The sequence below is a fragment of the Nocardia sp. XZ_19_369 genome (assembly GCF_015355715.1).
Classification (GTDB): domain Bacteria; phylum Actinomycetota; class Actinomycetes; order Mycobacteriales; family Mycobacteriaceae; genus Nocardia.
Genome location: NZ_JACVED010000003.1, coordinates 779,219 through 796,797, shown reverse-complemented (window position 1 = coordinate 796,797; position 17,579 = coordinate 779,219). Strand labels below are relative to the sequence as shown.

The window sequence follows — 17,579 nt, the reverse complement described above, 5'->3', positions numbered from 1 at the left end:
GCATTATGCGTATTCGCGTGTCGATCACTTGCGCACATCGCATTATCGTGGATGCTGTGAGGTAGAGCACACCTGCCTGATGAGGAGGCGGTCACGATGCCAGACAAGATCGAGTACCCGGTTCAATTGGTCCAGCCCGACGGTCGCCGTGTGCTCGATCGAGAGCACGCGGCACTGGTCGCCGACGTCGGGCCCGAACAGCTGCGTGCGCTCTATCGGGACATGGTGGTCACCCGCCGCATCGACACCGAGGCGACCGCCCTGCAGCGGCAGGGTCAGCTCGGCCTATGGGCTCCGCTGCTCGGCCAAGAGGCCACTCAGGTCGGATCCGCGCACGCTCTGCATCCGGACGACTATGTGTTCTGTAGTTACCGCGAGGCCGCCGTCGCCTACTGCCGCGGCGTGCACCCCACCGAGATCACCCGGCTGTGGCGCGGTGTCGCGCACTCCTGCTGGGATCCGAACGCGGTCAACATGACCAACCCGAACATCATCGTCGGCTCGCAGGGCTTGCACGCGACCGGTTATGCCTACGCCGCGCACCTGGACGGCGCCGAGATCGCGACCATCGCCTACTTCGGCGACGGCGCGAGCAGCCAGGGCGACATCGCCGAGGCACTCGGTTTCGCCGCGAGCTGGAGCGCGCCCGTGGTGTTCCTGTGCCAGAACAACCATTGGGCGATCAGCGAGCCGGTCCGGGTGCAGAGTCAGACGCCGATCGTGCGGCGGTCCTACGGTTACGGCATCCCTGGCGTGCAGGTCGACGGCAACGACGTACTCGCGGTGCTGGCCGTGACGCGGCAGGCGGTGGCGCGCGCCCGCTCCGGTGGCGGGCCGTCCTTCATCGAGGCGCTCACCTACCGGATGGGCCCGCACACCACCGCCGACGATCCCACCCGCTACCGCTCGTCCGCGGAGACCGAGGAGTGGGCCCGCCGCGATCCGATCGACCGGCTACGCAGGCTGCTGGAGCGCGAGTCGCTGTTCGACTACCCGTTCCAGCGCGAGGTCGCCGAGCGCGCCGACGAGGTCGCCCGGCAGGTGCGCACCTCCACCATCGAGATGCCGAACCCCGGGCCGATGGACCTGTTCGAGCATGTCTATGCCACCCCGCATGCGCTCATCACCGAGGAGCGACGGGAGTACGCGCAGTACTTGGCCGGCGATCCCAGCGAGGCTGTCGCGAGACCGGAAGGAGTCCCTTCGTGATCACTACTTTCGCAGGCGCGCTGAACACCGGACTGCGCCGCGCACTGGAGGACGACCCCAAGGTCGTGCTCATGGGCGAGGACATCGGCCGCCTCGGCGGCGTCTTCCGGGTGACCGACGCCTTACAGAAGGACTTCGGCAACAACCGGGTCATCGACACCCCGCTGGCCGAATCCGGCATCGTGGGAACGGCTTTCGGGATGGCGCTGCGCGGTTACCGGCCGGTGTGTGAAATCCAGTTCGACGGGTTCGTCTACCCCGCCTTCGACCAGATCGTCTCGCACGTGGCCAAGATCCACTACCGGACGCAGGGAAAGGTGAACGCGCCCATCACGATTCGCATTCCGTTCGGTGGCGGCATCGGGTCGGTGGAGCATCATTCGGAATCGCCGGAAGCCTATTTCGCGCATACCGCGGGGCTGCGGGTGATGACGCCGAGCAACCCCGCCGACGCGTATGTGATGATCCGCCAGGCGATCGCGCTGGACGACCCGGTGATCTTCTTCGAACCCAAGCGGCGCTACTGGGACAAGGCCGACGTCGACTTCCTCGCGCTCGACCGCGACGGAGAACTGCCGGCCGATCGCGCCAGGGTGTGCAGCACCGGCACCGACGCCACCGTCGTCGCCTACGGCGGCACCGTGGCCACCGCGCTGTCCGCCGCGAAAATCGCTGCCGAGGAGGGGCATTCACTGGAGGTGATCGATCTGCGCAGTCTCTCGCCGATCGATTTCGACACCATCGAGGAGTCGGTGACCAAGACCGGCAGGCTGGTCATCACCCACGAGGCCCCCGTTTTCGCCGGTCTCGGCGCGGAGATCGCCGCGCGGATCACCGAACGCTGCTTCTACCACTTGGAGGCGCCGGTGTTGCGCGTCGGCGGATTCGACATCCCGTATCCCCCGGCCAAGCTCGAGAAGTTCCACCTGCCCGACCCGGACCGCATCCTCGCCGCGGTCGATCGAACCCTCGCCGCCTGACGCCGGTCCACCCGTAGTGAAAGGTGTCCACGTGGAAGATCGCGCCGACCAGTCCGGCAACGTCCTGGAATTCCGGCTCCCCGACCTCGGCGAAGGGCTGGCCGACGCCGAATTGGTGTCCTGGTCGGTCGCTGTCGGCGACGCGGTGGAACTGAATCAGACCATCGCCGAGGTGGAGACGGCGAAGGCGGTGGTCGCGCTGCCGTCGCCGTTCGCCGGGCGGGTGGTGGAGTTGCTCGCGCAGCCGGGGGAGACGGTGCTCGTCGGGGCGCCGTTGATCCGCGTGCAGAACGACGAGGCGGAGGCGGAGCAGGCAGGCGGCGCGAACGGTGCCGAGGTGTCGAGCGACGCACCCGGTGCGGGCCGGACGGCGGTGCTGGTGGGTTATGGGCCCGAGGGTGAAGCAATGTCGAGGCGCCGTCGGCCCGTTGCCGCTGTCACAGAAGCGGATTCGCGACAAGGACCGAACGGTGCGCCGGCGGAGAATCGACAGGCTGTTGCGCCAGAGGGCGAATCCGTTGACGCGCCAGCAGATTCGACCGAATCGGTTGCCGCCCGACCGCGAGACAGCACGACCGATGATGCGCGGGACTCCGAAGATGATGTCGCAGAGTCCCTGTCGGACGGCACCAGGCCGCAACTGACAACCACGAGGGCCGCTGCCACTCCTGCCGCCCGCAAGCTGGCGCGCGAATTGGGTATCGATCTGTGGTTCGTCGCGGGTTCGGGGCCCGGCGGTGCCGTCACCGTCGAGGACGTGCGCGGCGCGGTCCCGGTATCGCAACCGCGCACATCGGCGAGTCGACCAGAGACTGCTGCCGCCACCGATACCGGCGAGCCGGCCCGTGAGGTGCGTACACCGATCAGCGGCGTCCGCAAGCGCACGGCGGCGGCCATGGTGGCGAGTGCCCGCACCATCCCGCAGGCGAGCACCTTCGTCACCCTCGACTGCACCGCCTCGATGGAGCTGATCGACCACCTGCGCACCACCAAATCCTTTGCCGGGCTGACGCTTACCCCGCTGGCGCTGGTCGCGAAATCGGCGTTGGCGGCCTTGCGGGAGTTCCCCGGCATCAATACCTACTGGGACGAGGCGAATCAGGAGATCGTCACCAAGCACTATGTGAACCTCGGGTTAGCGGTGGCCACCGAGCGCGGCCTGCTGGTGCCCAATATCAAGGACGCGCACTCGTTGAGCCTGCGCGACCTCACCCGGGAGATCGGCTGGCTGGCCGAGACCGCGCGATCGGGCGGCGCGAGCCCGGCCGACCTGCGCGGCGGCACCTTCACCATCACCAATGTGGGAGTGTTCGGCGTCGACACCGGCGTGCCGCTGGTCAACCCCGGCGAGGCCGCCATCCTGTGCCTGGGCTCGATCCGCAAGCGGCCGTGGGTGTTCCGCGACGAACTCGCGATCCGCTCGGTCACCACCCTCGGCATCAGCTTCGATCACCGCATGATCGACGGCGAACTCGCCTCCCGCTTCCTCGCCACCGTCGCGAGCCTGCTCGAGGACCCGCTCACCTTGCTGAGCCGGATCTAGCCGCACACTTTTTGATTTCCCGCATATCGAATCGCATGCGATTTCGTGTGCGGGAAATCAAAAAGTGTGCGTGAGGATTGGTGGATGCGAGTTATGCACAGGGGTGAGTTGTGCACAGGTGGGCGGTGGGGGGGTAGGGCTGTGGGCGTGGGGAGGTGAGGATGTTCGCTATGGACGAGATACAGCTCCGCCGGAACGTGCTGAGCCGGGGGTATACCGACCACGACATCCGCCAGCTTTACCGCGGGCGGGAGTGGCGTCGCCTCGGTCATGGCTGTTACATCGAGGAAGCTGACTTCAGCAGCCGTGACAGTGCCGGTCAACACCGCATTCTGATCGAGTCGACGCTACCTGCGTTAGCCGCAGACACCATCGTTAGCCATCAGTCCGCCGCCGTACTGTACAAATTGCCTTTGTGGGCAACAGCTTTGGAGCTGGTCCACGTAACGCGGAACCGGCGCAACGGTGGACGGGTACGTCGTGCACTGAAAGTCCACTGCGCTCCTATCGCGGACGGGGTGGTGGAGATCGACGGCTGGTGGACCACTTCGCCTGCACGAACAATCGTCGACTTGGCCCGAACCCTGCCCTTCGAGCAAGCTGTAGTGGCGGGCGACGCAGCTTTGCGGATGCTCGGCGTTACGGGGTCGGAGCTGGCGCTCGAACTCGAATTCGCCCATCGCCGCAGTGGGATCTCGCAGGCACGGAGAACGATCGATTTCCTCGACGCCCGCAGCGAGAGCGTCGGTGAATCGCGGAGCCGGGTGATGTTCTGGCGGAATGGGTTGCCGATACCGTCCCAACAAGGCGAAGTGCGTTCCGCAACAGGGGAATTCCTGGGACGCGTGGACTTCTACGACCCGAAGACAGGCGTTGTCGGCGAATTCGACGGCCAGGTCAAGTACGGCCGATTGCTGAAGCCTGGACAAGAACCCGGCGATGTCGTCTTCAAGGAAAAACTTCGTGAGGATGCGCTCCGCGACGCCGGTCTGCGGATGGTCCGCTGGACCTGGCAGGACCTCACCGGCGAATCGGCGGTTCGCCGGTGGCAACGCGCCACAGACCACTCCCGCCACTCCCCCCACCCACACGTCACCATCACCCCCGCGCCCCTCCCCTGTCCCCCGCGGCCGCAGCTCCACCCGCTACCCACACAGGCGCACACTTTCTGATTTCCCGCACAGGGAATCGCATGCGATTCCCTGTGCGGGAAGTCAGAAAGTGTGCGGCTCGGGGTTAGGCGTCGGTGACGAGGGTGGTGGCGGCGGTGCGGATTACGGCGGGGATCTCTACGGGTTTGCGGGTTTCGGCGTCTACGTAGACGTGGACGAAGGTGCCGGTGGCGGCTAGTTCGAGGGCGTTGTCGGCCTCGCGGAAGATGGCCAGGTCGTAGGTGATGCTGGAGCGGCCGAGGCGGGAGATGCGCAGGCCGATCTGCAGCTGGTCCGGGAAGCTCAGGGAGCCGACGTATTGGCAGGAGGTCTGCGCGACAACGCCGAGGGCGGGGAGTTCGCGGATGTCGGTGCCGGTGGCGTGCATCAGCCACGCGTTGACCGCGGTGTCGAAGTACGAGTAGTACGTCACGTTGTTCACGTGGCCGTAGTGGTCGTTGTCCGCCCAGCGGGTCGGCATCGGCCAGAGGACCGGATACTGCTGCGTCACCCGGCCGACGATAGCTCAGCCGGGGCGGCGCCCTGCCGGTGGTCGCGCGGGCTGACCCCGAACTGGCGTTTGAAGGCGGTGCTCAGGGCGAAGGCGCTGCCGTAACCGACCTGGCGGGCAATGGCTTCGATGGTGGCGTCGGATTCGGCGAGCAGGTCGGCGGCCAGCGCGAGCCGCCATTCGGTGAGGAAGGACATCGGTGGCTCGCCGACCAGGTCGGTGAAGCGGCGGGCCAGCGCGGCCCTGGAAACGCCGACCGCCTCGGCCAGGCCGGCCACGGTCCAGCCGTGCGCCGGATTGTGTTGCAGCAGTCGCAGCGCCTTGCCGACCAGTGGGTCGCTGTAGGCGTGATACCAAGCGGGCGCGTCGTTGCGGGCGAACCAGGCGCGCAGCGCGGCGATCAGCACCATGTCCAGCAGCCGGTCGAGCACGGCGCCCTGGGCGGGCTCGTCCTTGACGGCCTCGTCGACCAGGATGTCGAGCAGCCGGGTATCGAAGTCGCCGCGCTGCAGCACGATGAGCGGCGGCAGCGCGCGCAGCAGGCGCTGACTGGCCGCGCCCGCCGACTCGTATGTTCCGGTGACGATCATGGTCGCGCCGTCGGCGTCGGTGCCCCACTGGCGCACGCCGAGACTCAATGTCTCGCAGAGGATTTCACCGTCGGGCGTCTTTGTCACATTGCCCGGATGGATGATCACCTGCGGCTCAGTGGCCGGATCGTCGGCGACGGTGTAGTGATCGGGCCCGCGGAAGATCGCGACATCGCCTTCGCTCAACTGCCGCGGCTTGTGCTTGCCCATCATGACCCAGGCATCGCCGCGCACCATCGACACCACGGCGAGCGGGGCCTCGTCCTGAATGCGCAGCGACCACGGCGGTTTAAGCAACGAGCACATCAGGAACGCGCCTCGGGCGCGTGGGCCTTCGAGCAGACTGGCGAGCGCATCCACGCCCCAAGAGTAGACGATGACGCATGCTCGTGAGCCGCTGAACTATGTTTCGTCTCGGCTGCGGACGGTGTACTTCAACCATGACAAACAGCACCACAGACCAGCACCGCATCCTCGTCACCGGCGGCACCGGCAAGACCGGCAGCCGGGTCGCGACTCGACTCACCCAAGCGGGCCACCCGATCCGGATCGGCTCACGCTCGGCGGACACCCCGTTCAGCTGGGAGGACCGCGCGACCTGGCCCGCGGCGCTAGCCGGCGTGCACACCGTCTACGTCGCCTACCAGCCCGACCTCGCGGTGCCCGGCGCCCCCGACGCGATCCGCGCATTCACCGCGGCGGCGGTACAGAGCGGAGTGCGCCGGCTCGTGCTGCTCTCCGGCCGCGGCGAGCCGGAGGCGGTGGAATGCGAGGAGATCGTCCAGGAATCCGGCCTCGAATGGACCATCGTGCGGTGCAGCTTCTTCGCGCAGAACTTCAGCGAGGGCGCGTTCAACGACTACATCCTGGCCGGGGAAGTCGCAATGCCCAATGGCGATGTGCCGGAACCGTTCGTGCACGCCGACGACATCGCCGACGTCGCGGTGCGTGCGCTCACCGAGGACGGGCATCAGGGCGAGGTCTACGAACTGACCGGTCCGCGCGCACTGACCTTCGCCGAAGCCGTCGCGGAGATCGCCGCGGCGACCGGGCGAGAGATCGCGTTCATCCCGGTGTCCCGCACGGATTTCGTTGCGGCACTGACCGAATACCAGGTACCCGCCGACGCGGTGAGCCTGCTCGACTACCTGTTCGGCACGATCCTGGACGGCCGGAACTCCAAGACCGCGGACGGTGTGCGCCGCGCTTTGGGCCGGGAGGCCAAGGATTTCACCGACTACGCACGGGAGACAGCCGCGACGGGAATCTGGAACATCCAGGGCTAGTGGATGGTTGGAAGAGGTAGAGGCTGTGCAGACAACCCCGTGGAACCGGATCGCAGCGTCGCGATCCGGTTTCCGGACCGGCGGGCCGACGATGTCTCGCCCCGGATGCCGCGCGGTGGGGCGGCCTCTTGTCGATACCGAGGGGGTGGGGAAACACCGCACTGTGATCGGTACCGTCGAAACTGTGCTGACTCCGACGGCCGATCGACCGACCCGCGTGGCCCGCGTCGCCGTGTTCACGGTGTTCGGCTTGAACGGGTTCTTGCTGGCCATGTGGGTCGTGCACATTCCACTGATCACCGACCGGACCGGTGTCGCGAAATCGACGCTGGGGATGTTCATCCTCCTGATGGCCGGTGCGGGCATCGTGGGCATGCGCATCACGGGCCCGCTCGCGGACCGGTTCGGTAGCCGGACACTGGTTGCCGCCGCCGCGATCGTCATGTCGGCGGCGGTGATCGGGCCGGGACTTGCGACCGGTCCGGTCAGCCTGGCGATCGCGTTGGCCTGCTTCGGTTTCGGCAACGGCGCACTGGACGTGTCGATGAATACCCAAGCGGTGCACGTGGAACGGGCGTACGGGCGCCCGATCATGGGGGCGTTCCATGCGCTGTTCTCGGGTGGTGGGTTGCTCGGTTCGCTGCTCGGCGCGGCGACGCTGCGGGCCGGTTGGGACATGCGGATGACGTTGGGGTTGGCGGCGATTGGCGGCGTGGCACTGACCCTTGCAGTGCTACCGCGACTGCTTCGCGACACCGATACGGCAGGGGCAGCCGAACGCGCTGCCGATGCGCGGATCGCTACGGAGGCCGTGCAGGACTCCCCGTCAGACCCGTCGGCCGCGAAAAGCACCGACCAACGAGACCGCAACCGAAAAGTGCTGGCACTGGCCGTAATCGCCTTCTCAGTGCTGCTCGCCGAGGGTGTGGCCGGCGACTGGAGCACGCTGCAACTCCGTGAACATCTCGGCGCCGACGCGGCCACCGCGGCCCTGGCCTTCGGCGCCTTCTCCGTCACGATGACCGCAGGCCGACTGGCCGCCGATCGGGTGAGCGGCGTCGTCGGCCGGGTCGCCGTGGTCCGCTACGGCATGCTGCTCTCCGCACTCGGCCTCGCCTTGATCATGGCATCCCCGTGGATCCCGCTGACCCTGTCCGGCTGGGCGCTGATGGGTCTCGGCCTGTCCGGCAGCGTCCCCCAGATCTTCACCGCGGCAGGCAATCTCGGCTCCGACAAGGCCGCGACCGACATGTCCCGCGTTTTCAGTATCGGCTACCTGGGCCTGCTCGCGGGCCCCGCGGTGATCGGCTGGCTCACCGCGGTGATCCCGCTGACCGCCGCGATGGCCGTGCCGCTGATCGCGGTGCTGGTGTGCTGCCGCTATGCCGGAGTCGTCGCGCCGGAGCCGACCGACCGGCTACGTCGGTGACACCAGGCACAGCGTGAGCGGGTCCGGTTTCGGGTAGACGATGGCATTGTCGTCGGTGAACGTCTCGCCGCACGCCGATTTGTCCGCGCTGCCGCGGATGATGCGCCCGATCTTGAAGTCGGCCGTGCTCGTGCAGGCGACCTTGGTGCTGGCGGAGAGGACGCCGCTCTCGATGCAGTCGCCTTCCTTCACGTTGAGGCGAAGGCAGAGCGTGTACCCATTCCGGCCGGTCTGGTAGTAGCTGGCGTAATCCTTGGTGGGGCAGTCTTTATTGACGCCGTCGATGCGCTGCGCCACCACATAATTCGCTTCGGCGTCCGAGCAATTCTTGGTGGCGAACTCGGCCTTGTACGTCGATCCCGACAGTTTCGCGCACTCGCCGACATCGACCTTGTCGCCATCAGCGGCGAGCACGGTACGAATGCCGAAGACGACGAGTCCGGCCACCACGAACACCGTGATGAAGGCGATCACCTTACTGAGACCGCTGCGACCGCGCGGACGCTGCGGCGGTGGGCCAGGCGGGAAGCCGGGCTGACCGGGCGGCGGAAAACCGGGCGGCGGAAAACCGGGCGGCGGAAAACCATTGTTGGGCGGCGGAAAACCGGGCGGCGGCGCGAACCCGTTATTGGGTGGGGGAAACCCCTGCGGCGGCGGATAGGCCGGACCGTAGCCCGGCTGCGGCGGCGGATAACCCGGTGCGCCGCCCGGCGCTCCCGGATAACCCGGCGGTCCGCCGTAACCCTGTCCTGGATTTTGATAGTTGGGCGGTGGCGTGGTCATGGATTTCCCCTCCCCAGGGCTCGAGCAATTTCACCGTGTGGCGGCGAACGAACTCCCAGAATCTAGCGGATAACGCGAGATTCTGTGCGCCCGGTAACCAGCGCCTAACGCATCACAGATACAGACCGGAATTCATGGGATCTTCCCGGACCGATTGAATCCGGGTGTCCCCGTCACGCAATGCCACCAGTTCCGCCAAGGTCGCACCGTCCGGACAGGCGGCATCGGCCGGGGTATCGGAATGCCTTTCCTTGGCGAGCCAGGCCGCCGATTCAGCGGGCGAAAGCCGACCGACCTCCAGCTGTGCCAGACAGCGGCCCGGCCGGGTGACCGCCGGATGCAGCCGGGACAAATCCTCGTTGGTAGTGATCGCGACCAGCACATCCCTGCCCTGGCCGAGCATCCCATCGGTCAGGTTGAGCAATCGCGAAAGACCCTGGCCCGCCGTCTCTTTCGCCTCGCCCCGGATCAGCTCGTCGCAGTCCTCCAGCACCAGCATGCGCCAGCGCTTGGTCTCGTCGTCGCCGTCGACGCCCGCCGCCACGTCCATCAGGTAGCCCGGCTTGCCGAACATCACCTCCGGATCGAGCACGCAGTCGAACTGGCACCACGGCGCCCACGCCCGCGCGAGCGCCCGTAGGGCAGTGGTCTTTCCGGTCCCCGGCGGTCCGTGCAGCAGCACCAGGCGGCCGCGCACATCGGCTGCGGTCAGTGCCATCAGCCGGTCCAAGGCACCCGCGACGTCACCAGGGTAGTTGCCGCGGATCGCCGACCACTCCGGCGCCGAGATGCTGTGCCCACGACGCTGCGGCCCATGGCCACTCATGTGCCAGAACCCCATCTCGATGGTCTCGCCCACCTCGGGCTGCGCGGCCGCGCCTTTGATCGACTCGGCCAGCACCGCGGCGGCCAGTTCGTCGGTCTCGGCGGTGACTTCGACCATCGCCGACCCACCCGACCAGCGGATCGCGCGCAACGACCAGCCCGCGCCGACCACCAGGGCCGCGCTGCTGTCGTCGTCCTGCACCGAGCGCACCACGCGACCGTGCGCGGGGCGCAGCAGCGCCTCGGGGTTGATCCGCTCGAACCGCGCGATGTGCGCGCAGGGCTGATCGCCGCGCAGGAACGGACTCACCGCGAGGGCATCGATCGCATCGCGGGTGGAGTAGGCGGAGTCGACGGTGACGGCCCACGGCAGCCGCTCGGCGAGATCGGCCGAGGGCTCACTCGGGTCGATCAACCGAAGAGGCTCATTACGTGCGGACACTCCGAGCATGATCGTGGTTACCGAGCCGCCGTGTCCAGCAAATTAAATCGCGGGCGATCACTGTCACAGCTTCCGCATGCAGAGCGTCATTCGCTCCGGCGTCGGGTAGACCAGGGCCCACTCCGCGGTGGTGTCCGTTCCGCACGTCATCCGATCCGTCGTTCCCCGAACGACTTTGCCCACCCGATATTTACCGAGATCGCAGGTCGTCTTCCGGCTGATCGAGCCGGGCAGGTCCTCGAAGCACTCGCCTTCGGCGGCGTTCAGGGTCAGGCACAGCCGGTAACCGTCCAGCCCGGCGCGCTTGTAGTACGCGTAATCGCCGCTCGGGCAGGCCTCGGTGCCGTTGTCGACCCGCACGGCCACCCGGTAATTGGCCTGCGGGTCAACGCAATCGGCCTTCTCCAGGTCGGCGTCGCTGGTGGTGCCCCATACCTTCGCGCAATCGCCCGCGGCGATCGTGTCGTCGGCGGGCGCCGATGGCATGCTGACCCAGAAGCCGATGACCAGACATACCGCGACGCCGACGACGAGCGCGGCGACGATGCCGATCCGGACCGCGCGCCCCGGCTTCTGGCCCGGCGGCGTCGGAGGGATACCGAGAGCCGTTGCGCCGTAGCCGGGTTGGGTAGGCAGCGAATGGCCCTGCGACATTGTGTGGGTTCTCCTCGAATCGTCTCGGCAGAATCTATCCCAGTACCGACGAACGACCCTCCGCCGGGATCGACGGAGGGCCGTTCGGGTGAAACCTTGTGTGCGCGCGGAGAACCGCGGTGTCTGCGGTGAAACCGCCGGTCTTACAGCGCTTTCAGTTCTTCGGTGACCGCACCGACGGACTTCTTCGCGTCGCCGAACAGCATGGAGGTGTGGTCGGCGTAGAAGAGTGGATTGTCGATACCCGCGAAGCCGGAGTTCATCGAGCGCTTGAGCACGATGACGCTCTTGGCCTGGTCGACGTTGAGCACCGGCATGCCGTAGATGGGGCTGCTGGCGTCCTCGCGGGCGGCCGGGTTGGTGACGTCGTTGGCGCCGATGACCAGGGCGACGTCGGTGCGGGAGAACTCACCGTTGATGTCGTCCATCTCCTTGAGCGCGTCGTAGGAGACCTCGGCCTCGGCGAGGAGCACGTTCATGTGGCCGGGCATGCGACCCGCGACCGGGTGGATGGCGTACTTGACCTCGACGCCCTTGGCTTCGAGCAGCGCCGCCATTTCCTTGACCGCATGCTGCGCCTGCGCGACGGCCATGCCGTAGCCCGGCACCACGATGACCTGGTTGGCGTAGGCCATCTGGATCGCGGCGTCCGCGGCCGAGGTGGCCTTGGCCTGCTTGGCCTCGCCGTCGCCGCCGGCTCCGGGAGCCGTTCCGCCGCCACCGAATCCGCCCGCCACGATGGCCGGGATGGACCGGTTCATCGCCTTGGCCATCAGGTTGGTGAGGATGGTGCCGGACGCGCCGACGATCATGCCCGCCACGATCATCGCGGTGTTGTTCAGCGCCAAACCCGCTGCGGCGGCCGACAATCCGGTGAGCGCGTTGAGCAGCGAGATGACCACGGGCATGTCCGCGCCACCGATCGGCAGCACGACCGCGAGGCCGAGCACACCGGCCAGCACGAGCACCGCGATCATCCACAGTTGGGAGACACCGTCATTGGTGGCGCCGATGCCGATCACCACGGCCGCCGCGACAGCGCCGATGAGCAGCAGCAGGTTCAGCGGCTGCTGCAACTTGCCGAGACCGATCGGGCGACCGGGCAGGATCTCCTGCAGCTTGCCGAACGCGATCAGCGAGCCCCAGAACGAGATCGAGCCGATGATCGCGGCGAACAGCGAGCCGACCACGATGTGCACGGTGGGCTCTTCGTCGAAGTGCGAAAACCCTTGGCTGTTGATGAATTCCGACCACGCGATGAGCGCGACCGTGCCACCGCCGACGCCGTTGAAGGCGGCGACCAGCTGCGGCATGGCGGTCATCTTGGTGAACTTGGCCGGCGGCACGCCGAGGGCGATACCGACCACCAGGCCGGCGATGATCAGGATCCAATTGCTGGTGTGCCGCACCGAGATCAGGGTCGCGACGACGGCGATGAACATGCCGACCGCGGCGATCAGGTTGCCGCGCACCGCGGTCTTCGGCCCGGTCAGGCCCATCAGGCCGTAGATGAACATGCCGAAGGCGATGATGTAGAGCCCGTTGACCAGGTAGGTCACATTGTCGAAGGTATGCATCACTTCTCCGCCTTCACCGGGGCTGCTTTTTTGCCCTTGAACATCCCGAGCATGCGGTCGGTCACCACGAAACCACCGATGACGTTCAGGGTTCCGAAGACGACGGCGACGAACAGGATGATCTGGGTCAGGATCGACGGATCCTGCACGTTACCGAGGGTGACCAGCGCGCCGAGCACGACGATGCCGTGAATGGCGTTGGTACCCGACATGAGTGGGGTGTGCAGGGTGTTCGGAACCTTGGAGATAACGGCGAACCCGACGAACCCGGAAAGCACCAGGATCGCGATGTTCGCAAGCAATTCGGTGTACATCAGGCTTCCACCTCACGTGTGACGCAGGAATCCGCGAGGACCTGATCACTGAAGTCGGGCGCGAGCTTCCCGTCGACCAGCATCAGTTCCAGCAGTGCCGAAATGTTCTTCGAGTACAGCTCGGAGGCGTGCTCGGGCATGGTGGCGGGCAGGTTCAACGGCGAGGCGATGGTGACCTCGTGCTTGACCACGACCTCGCCGGGTTCGGTGAGCTCGCAGTTGCCGCCGGTCTCCCCGGCCAGGTCGACGATCACGCTGCCGGGCTTCATGCCCTCGACCGCGGCGGCGGTGACCAGGCGCGGCGCGGGACGCCCCGGCACCAACGCGGTGGTGATCACCACGTCGAAGCCCTTGATCGCGTCTTCCAACGCCTGCTGCTGCTTGGCCTTCTCCTCGTCGGTGAGCTCGCGGGCGTACCCGCCCTCACCGGCGGCGTCGATGCCGAGGTCGAGCCACTGCGCACCGACCGAACGCACCTGATCGGCGACCTCGGGGCGCACGTCGTAACCGGTGGTGCGGCCGCCGAGACGCTTGGCGGTGGCCAGCGCCTGCAGGCCGGCCACACCGACGCCGAGCACCAGCACGGTCGCGGGCTTCACGGTGCCCGCCGCGGTGGTGAGCATCGGGAAGAAGCGGGTCGACTCCGACGCCGCGAGCAGTACGGCCTTGTAGCCGGCGACGTTGGCCTGGGACGACAGCGCGTCCATCACCTGGGCGCGCGAGATGCGCGGGATCGCCTCCACCGCGAAGGCTTGCACGCCAGCGGTTTTCAGCTTGCCGATCTGGTTCTCCGCGTTGCGCGGGGCCAGGAAGCCGATCAGGGTCTGGCCGTCGGACAGCTTGGCCACCTCGGCGTCGCTGGGCGGCGCGACCTTGACGACCACCTCGGCCGACCACGGATCGCCGATCGTCGCGCCTGCCGCTTCGTAGGCGCTGTCGGGAATGAGCGCGCCGAGCCCGGCACCGGACTCGACCACCACCTGCACACCCTGCTTCAGCAGGGACGGAATGATCTTCGGCACCAATGCGACACGTCGTTCGCCCGCGTTGGACTCGCGAACGACTCCGACACGCGCGCCGCGTGGCGACTCGGCGCCTACGCTCTGCGTTGTCTCCACTATGTCAGTTCCTTCTCGTGCTGAGCTTCAGGCATCAGATGGACGGCCGGACGATGTTACTTCAGAGTAAGGTCGCCCAAATCCTCGCAACTGTACCCGGCGCTTTGTGCAACCCGCTGAGACGCCCGTCACAAGATCATGCCGGATTCCGCCGGTTTGCCGGATTGCCGACTGTGGTGCGGACAACGTGGTCACCTCCCGCGCGTTCGGCTGATCGGATGAGCGCCGGTTCTGATGGTTGTCGGTTCAGGTGATCGCGACAAGAGCGAACCCGCAGGTCCATTACTTACCCGGGGGTTCGACAGCAGGTCAGGACGCGGTCGCGGGCGCGCAGAGTGACGCGCGTCATGCGCGTTTCGGCCGCGGGGGTGTTCCGTACCGCTCGTACGCCGTAAGGTCCAGCGTTGTGAACGACTGCGTCTTCTGCCGCATCGTGGCAGGCGAGGCCCCGGCAACGAAGGTGTACGAAGACGACACCCTCTGCGCCTTCCTCGATATCCGGCCCATCGCCCGCGGCCACATGCTGGTGGTGCCGAAGCAGCACGCCGCCGAGCTGGAGGATCTCGATGCCGAGCTCGGCGCGTACGTGTTCCGCGCCGGGCACCGGCTCGCGCTGGCCGTCCGGCGCAGCACCCTCGCCGCCGACGGCGCGAACCTGCTGCTCAACGACGGCACCGCCGCCTTTCAGACCGTCGCACACGTGCACCTGCACGTGATCCCGCGCAAGCACGGCGACAAGTTCCGCTTCGCGGCCGGCGTCGTACTGCGGCGCCCGCACGACGCGGAGTCCACCGCGGCCGCCATCCAGGCGGGGATCGCGGCGCTGGAGCGCGACGAAAAGCCGGGCCGCAATGGAAAACTGGGGATGGAACGCCCGGAAGAAGGAGCGCAGGAATGACCGACCCGAGCCTGGACCGGACCGAGCTGCCCGCCCGGCTGTCCGAACAGTGGGACGCGATCGCCGCGCTGGTCACCGACCTCGACGAAACCCAATGGCGCACACCGACATCGCTGCCCGGCTGGAGCGTGTTCGACGTGGTCGCCCATGTCGTCGGCACCGAGTCGTGGCTGCTCGGCGAGCGGCCGCCGCCGCACGACCCGACCACGGTGAAGACCGATGTGCGCACGCTGCCGCACATCCGCAACGAGACCGGCGTGCTCAACGAGATCTGGGTGGACCGGCTGCGGCCGCTGTCCGGCACTCGGTTGCTGGCCGAGTTCCGCGAGGTCGTCGACCGCAGGCGCAAGGCCCTTGCCGCCATGGACGAGCAGGAGTGGCAGGCGCAGACCCAGTCGCCGATCGGGCAGGTCAGCTACGGCCGGTTCATGCGGGTGCGGCTGTTCGACTGCTGGATGCACGAACTCGACATCGCCGACGCGCTCGGCGTGCGGGTCGACGAAGGCGGGCGACGCGGCGAGCTGGCGTTCACCGAGTTCCTCGGCAGTGTGCCGCGCGTCGTGGTGAAAAAGGGTGGGGCGCCCGAGGGTTCGCGGATCACGTTCACGCTGACCGGGTCACTGGCCCGCACGCTGCACATCCAGGTGGCGGGTCGCGCGGGTTATGTGGACGCGTTCGATGAGCCCGCCACGGTCGAGATCGCGCTGCCCGCCGAGGTTTTCGTCCGGCTCGGCGGCGGGCGCACGAGCGCGGACGAGCAGCTCGACGCGATCACCATCACCGGCGACGCGGAGCTCGGGCAGCGGCTGGTGCACAACCTCGCCTTCACCATCTGAGATGCGACTCTTCCTGTCCAGCTACCGGTTCGGTGCGCACTACGATCGGCTCGCCGCGCTGGTCGGCGAGCCGGGGCGAGTCGCGTTGATTCCCAACGCCTGTGACGCCTGGCCCGACGCGTGGGAGGCGGCGGTGACCAGTGATGTGGTGCCGCTGCGCAAGCTGGGCTATCAGCCCGAGACCGTCGACCTGCGTGACTTCGTCGGCCGCCCCGAGGAATTGGAGCGGACGCTCGCCGCGTTCCCGATGATCTGGGTACGCGGCGGCAACACCTTCGTGCTGCGTGCCCAATTCGCCCGCAGCGGCGCCGATCTCGTGCTGCCCCGGCTGCTTGCCGCGGACGCGCTGGTGTACGCGGGCTACAGCGCGGGCGCCTGCGTGCTGACCCCGGATCTGCACGGGCTGGAGTCCGCGGACGACCCGGCAGAGGTCGTGTCGGCGTGCGGCATCGAACCACTCTGGCACGGACTGGGTTTGGTCGGCCGCCGGATCGTGCCGCACATCGACTCCCCCACCGACCCGGCCGGCCAGTGCGCCCTGCTCGCGGAGTTCTATCGCGCGGAAGGCATCCCGCACTGGGCGCTCACCGACGACGACGCGATCGTCGTCGACGGCGAGCGCACCGAGGTGCTGATCAGTCGAGCGGCGTCATGAACGACCACAGCCGCTGCTCGAGGTCGCGCGCGCTGTAGTCGCGGTAGCCGTAGAACTGATCGGTGGGCTCGTAGAGGATTTCGGCGCCCGCCGCCTTGGCGTGCCGGAAATGCGCGTCCACGTCCTCGACCACGATCGACATGCCCTCGGTGCAGGCGCCGACGGTGAGCGGCGACTGCAGATTGAACTGCTCGGAGACCGCGTGCAACCAGATCACGCCGTCGCCCGCGGTGACCTCCGCGTGGTGCACGGTGCCGTCCTCGCCCCGGCTGAGCCGGCCGGGTTCCATGCCGAACACGGTGGTCAGGTACTCGTGCGCGGCGGCGATATCGCGGTAGACGAGCGTCGGGATGCGCCGCTGAATCTTGGTGTCGAGCATGGCCATGTCCTCCAGTGTGTCCAGCAGCTCCCGCGTTTCGAGGCTGCGGTGGTCGGTGAGCGTGGCGACCATGGTGGTGAGGCGCTGGCGCAGCCGATGACCGACGGCGAGCCTGCGGTCGAGCTCGGCGACGTGGCGCAGCATCACCCCCGTCAGATCCCAGGCGGGATCGTCGAGGGCGGCGGCCACCTCGTCCAAGCGCAGGCCGAGAGTGCGCAGCAGGCCGATCCGGTACAGCCGCTGCACGTCGTCGTTCGAGTACAGCCGGTGCCCGGCACCGCTGCGCCCGGACGGCGCGAGCAAGCCGATCTCGTCGTAGTAGTGCAGGGTGCGCACGGTCAGTCCGGTGACCGTGGCCAGCTCGCCGACCTTGACGTATCCGTTGGTGTTCGCCACACC

18 protein-coding genes are annotated in these 17,579 nt (G+C 67.5%); 9 read left to right on the top strand and 9 right to left on the bottom strand.

The window, feature by feature from the left end:
• The first annotated feature begins 96 nt into the window (after nucleotides 1–96).
• The 4 genes from pdhA (at nucleotide 97) to IBX18_RS15090 (ending at nucleotide 4,904) form a co-directional block, all read left to right on the top strand.
• Complete coding sequence (gene pdhA / locus IBX18_RS15105; RefSeq protein WP_194834259.1) at nucleotides 97–1,209, top strand: pyruvate dehydrogenase (acetyl-transferring) E1 component subunit alpha; 1,113 nt, start codon at nucleotides 97–99, stop codon at nucleotides 1,207–1,209.
• Entirely contained in the window at nucleotides 1,206–2,189 is a 984-nt protein-coding gene (locus IBX18_RS15100) for an alpha-ketoacid dehydrogenase subunit beta (protein ID WP_194834258.1), read from the top strand. The genes pdhA and IBX18_RS15100 overlap by 4 nt, the downstream gene beginning before the upstream one ends.
• Before the next feature lie 31 nt (nucleotides 2,190–2,220).
• Nucleotides 2,221–3,732 carry a dihydrolipoamide acetyltransferase family protein gene (locus tag IBX18_RS15095; RefSeq protein WP_194834257.1) on the top strand — a complete coding sequence of 504 codons (1,512 nt, stop codon included), beginning with the start codon at nucleotides 2,221–2,223 and terminating at the stop codon, nucleotides 3,730–3,732.
• 170 nt (nucleotides 3,733–3,902) lie between these two features.
• Nucleotides 3,903–4,904: a hypothetical protein gene (locus tag IBX18_RS15090; protein ID WP_194834256.1), complete on the top strand. Its 1,002-nt coding sequence runs from the start codon at nucleotides 3,903–3,905 to the stop codon at nucleotides 4,902–4,904.
• Nucleotides 4,905–4,968: 64 nt separating this feature from the next.
• On the opposite strand, the gene IBX18_RS15085 is transcribed toward IBX18_RS15090, so the two are convergent.
• Both IBX18_RS15085 and IBX18_RS15080 read right to left on the bottom strand, forming a co-directional pair.
• Nucleotides 4,969–5,364, bottom strand: a complete 396-nt coding sequence (locus tag IBX18_RS15085; protein ID WP_194834363.1) for a thioesterase family protein — start codon at nucleotides 5,362–5,364, stop codon at nucleotides 4,969–4,971.
• Nucleotides 5,365–5,390: 26 nt separating this feature from the next.
• On the bottom strand, nucleotides 5,391–6,344 hold the full coding sequence (locus IBX18_RS15080) for an AraC family transcriptional regulator (protein WP_194834255.1): 954 nt from the start codon (nucleotides 6,342–6,344) through the stop codon (nucleotides 5,391–5,393).
• A gap of 80 nt (nucleotides 6,345–6,424) precedes the next feature.
• On the opposite strand from IBX18_RS15080, the gene IBX18_RS15075 reads away from it, so the two are divergent.
• Both IBX18_RS15075 and IBX18_RS15070 read left to right on the top strand, forming a co-directional pair.
• The gene (locus IBX18_RS15075; RefSeq protein ID WP_228540960.1) at nucleotides 6,425–7,270 is read left to right on the top strand and encodes an NAD(P)H-binding protein; all 846 of its coding nucleotides are present in this window, start codon (nucleotides 6,425–6,427) and stop codon (nucleotides 7,268–7,270) included.
• A 184-nt stretch (nucleotides 7,271–7,454) separates the two neighbouring features.
• Nucleotides 7,455–8,699 carry an MFS transporter gene (locus IBX18_RS15070; protein ID WP_306796267.1) on the top strand — a complete coding sequence of 415 codons (1,245 nt, stop codon included), beginning with the start codon at nucleotides 7,455–7,457 and terminating at the stop codon, nucleotides 8,697–8,699.
• Here IBX18_RS15070 and IBX18_RS15065 read toward each other — a convergent pair.
• The 6 genes from IBX18_RS15065 to IBX18_RS15040 form a co-directional block, all read right to left on the bottom strand.
• Entirely contained in the window at nucleotides 8,688–9,482 is a 795-nt protein-coding gene (locus IBX18_RS15065) for a hypothetical protein (protein WP_194834253.1), read from the bottom strand. The genes IBX18_RS15070 and IBX18_RS15065 overlap by 12 nt on opposite strands.
• A gap of 112 nt (nucleotides 9,483–9,594) precedes the next feature.
• Nucleotides 9,595–10,722, bottom strand: coding sequence for a DUF5925 domain-containing protein (locus IBX18_RS15060; protein WP_228540958.1), 1,128 nt, complete (start codon nucleotides 10,720–10,722; stop codon nucleotides 9,595–9,597).
• A 90-nt stretch (nucleotides 10,723–10,812) separates the two neighbouring features.
• Complete coding sequence (locus IBX18_RS15055) at nucleotides 10,813–11,403, bottom strand: hypothetical protein (RefSeq protein ID WP_194834251.1); 591 nt, start codon at nucleotides 11,401–11,403, stop codon at nucleotides 10,813–10,815.
• A 143-nt stretch (nucleotides 11,404–11,546) separates the two neighbouring features.
• Nucleotides 11,547–12,962, bottom strand: coding sequence for an NAD(P)(+) transhydrogenase (Re/Si-specific) subunit beta (locus IBX18_RS15050; RefSeq protein ID WP_147129372.1), 1,416 nt, complete (start codon nucleotides 12,960–12,962; stop codon nucleotides 11,547–11,549).
• 17 nt (nucleotides 12,963–12,979) lie between these two features.
• Nucleotides 12,980–13,294, bottom strand: a complete 315-nt coding sequence (locus tag IBX18_RS15045) for an NAD(P) transhydrogenase subunit alpha (RefSeq protein WP_107654393.1) — start codon at nucleotides 13,292–13,294, stop codon at nucleotides 12,980–12,982.
• Nucleotides 13,294–14,412 carry a Re/Si-specific NAD(P)(+) transhydrogenase subunit alpha gene (locus IBX18_RS15040; RefSeq protein WP_147129256.1) on the bottom strand — a complete coding sequence of 373 codons (1,119 nt, stop codon included), beginning with the start codon at nucleotides 14,410–14,412 and terminating at the stop codon, nucleotides 13,294–13,296. The genes IBX18_RS15045 and IBX18_RS15040 overlap by 1 nt, the downstream gene beginning before the upstream one ends.
• A gap of 406 nt (nucleotides 14,413–14,818) precedes the next feature.
• On the opposite strand from IBX18_RS15040, the gene IBX18_RS15035 reads away from it, so the two are divergent.
• The 3 genes from IBX18_RS15035 to IBX18_RS15025 are packed head-to-tail and all read left to right on the top strand — an operon-like array spanning nucleotide 14,819 to nucleotide 16,801.
• Nucleotides 14,819–15,310, top strand: a complete 492-nt coding sequence (locus IBX18_RS15035; protein WP_107654391.1) for an HIT family protein — start codon at nucleotides 14,819–14,821, stop codon at nucleotides 15,308–15,310.
• Entirely contained in the window at nucleotides 15,307–16,146 is an 840-nt protein-coding gene (locus IBX18_RS15030; protein WP_194834250.1) for a maleylpyruvate isomerase family mycothiol-dependent enzyme, read from the top strand. Before IBX18_RS15035 ends, IBX18_RS15030 begins: the two co-directional genes overlap by 4 nt.
• Nucleotide 16,147: 1 nt before the next feature.
• On the top strand, nucleotides 16,148–16,801 hold the full coding sequence (locus IBX18_RS15025) for a Type 1 glutamine amidotransferase-like domain-containing protein (protein WP_194834249.1): 654 nt from the start codon (nucleotides 16,148–16,150) through the stop codon (nucleotides 16,799–16,801).
• Here IBX18_RS15025 and IBX18_RS15020 read toward each other — a convergent pair.
• A complete protein-coding gene (locus IBX18_RS15020) occupies nucleotides 16,782–17,576 on the bottom strand; it encodes a MerR family transcriptional regulator (RefSeq protein ID WP_194834248.1) in 795 nt (264 codons plus the stop codon). The genes IBX18_RS15025 and IBX18_RS15020 overlap by 20 nt on opposite strands.
• Nucleotides 17,577–17,579: the final 3 nt, after the last annotated feature.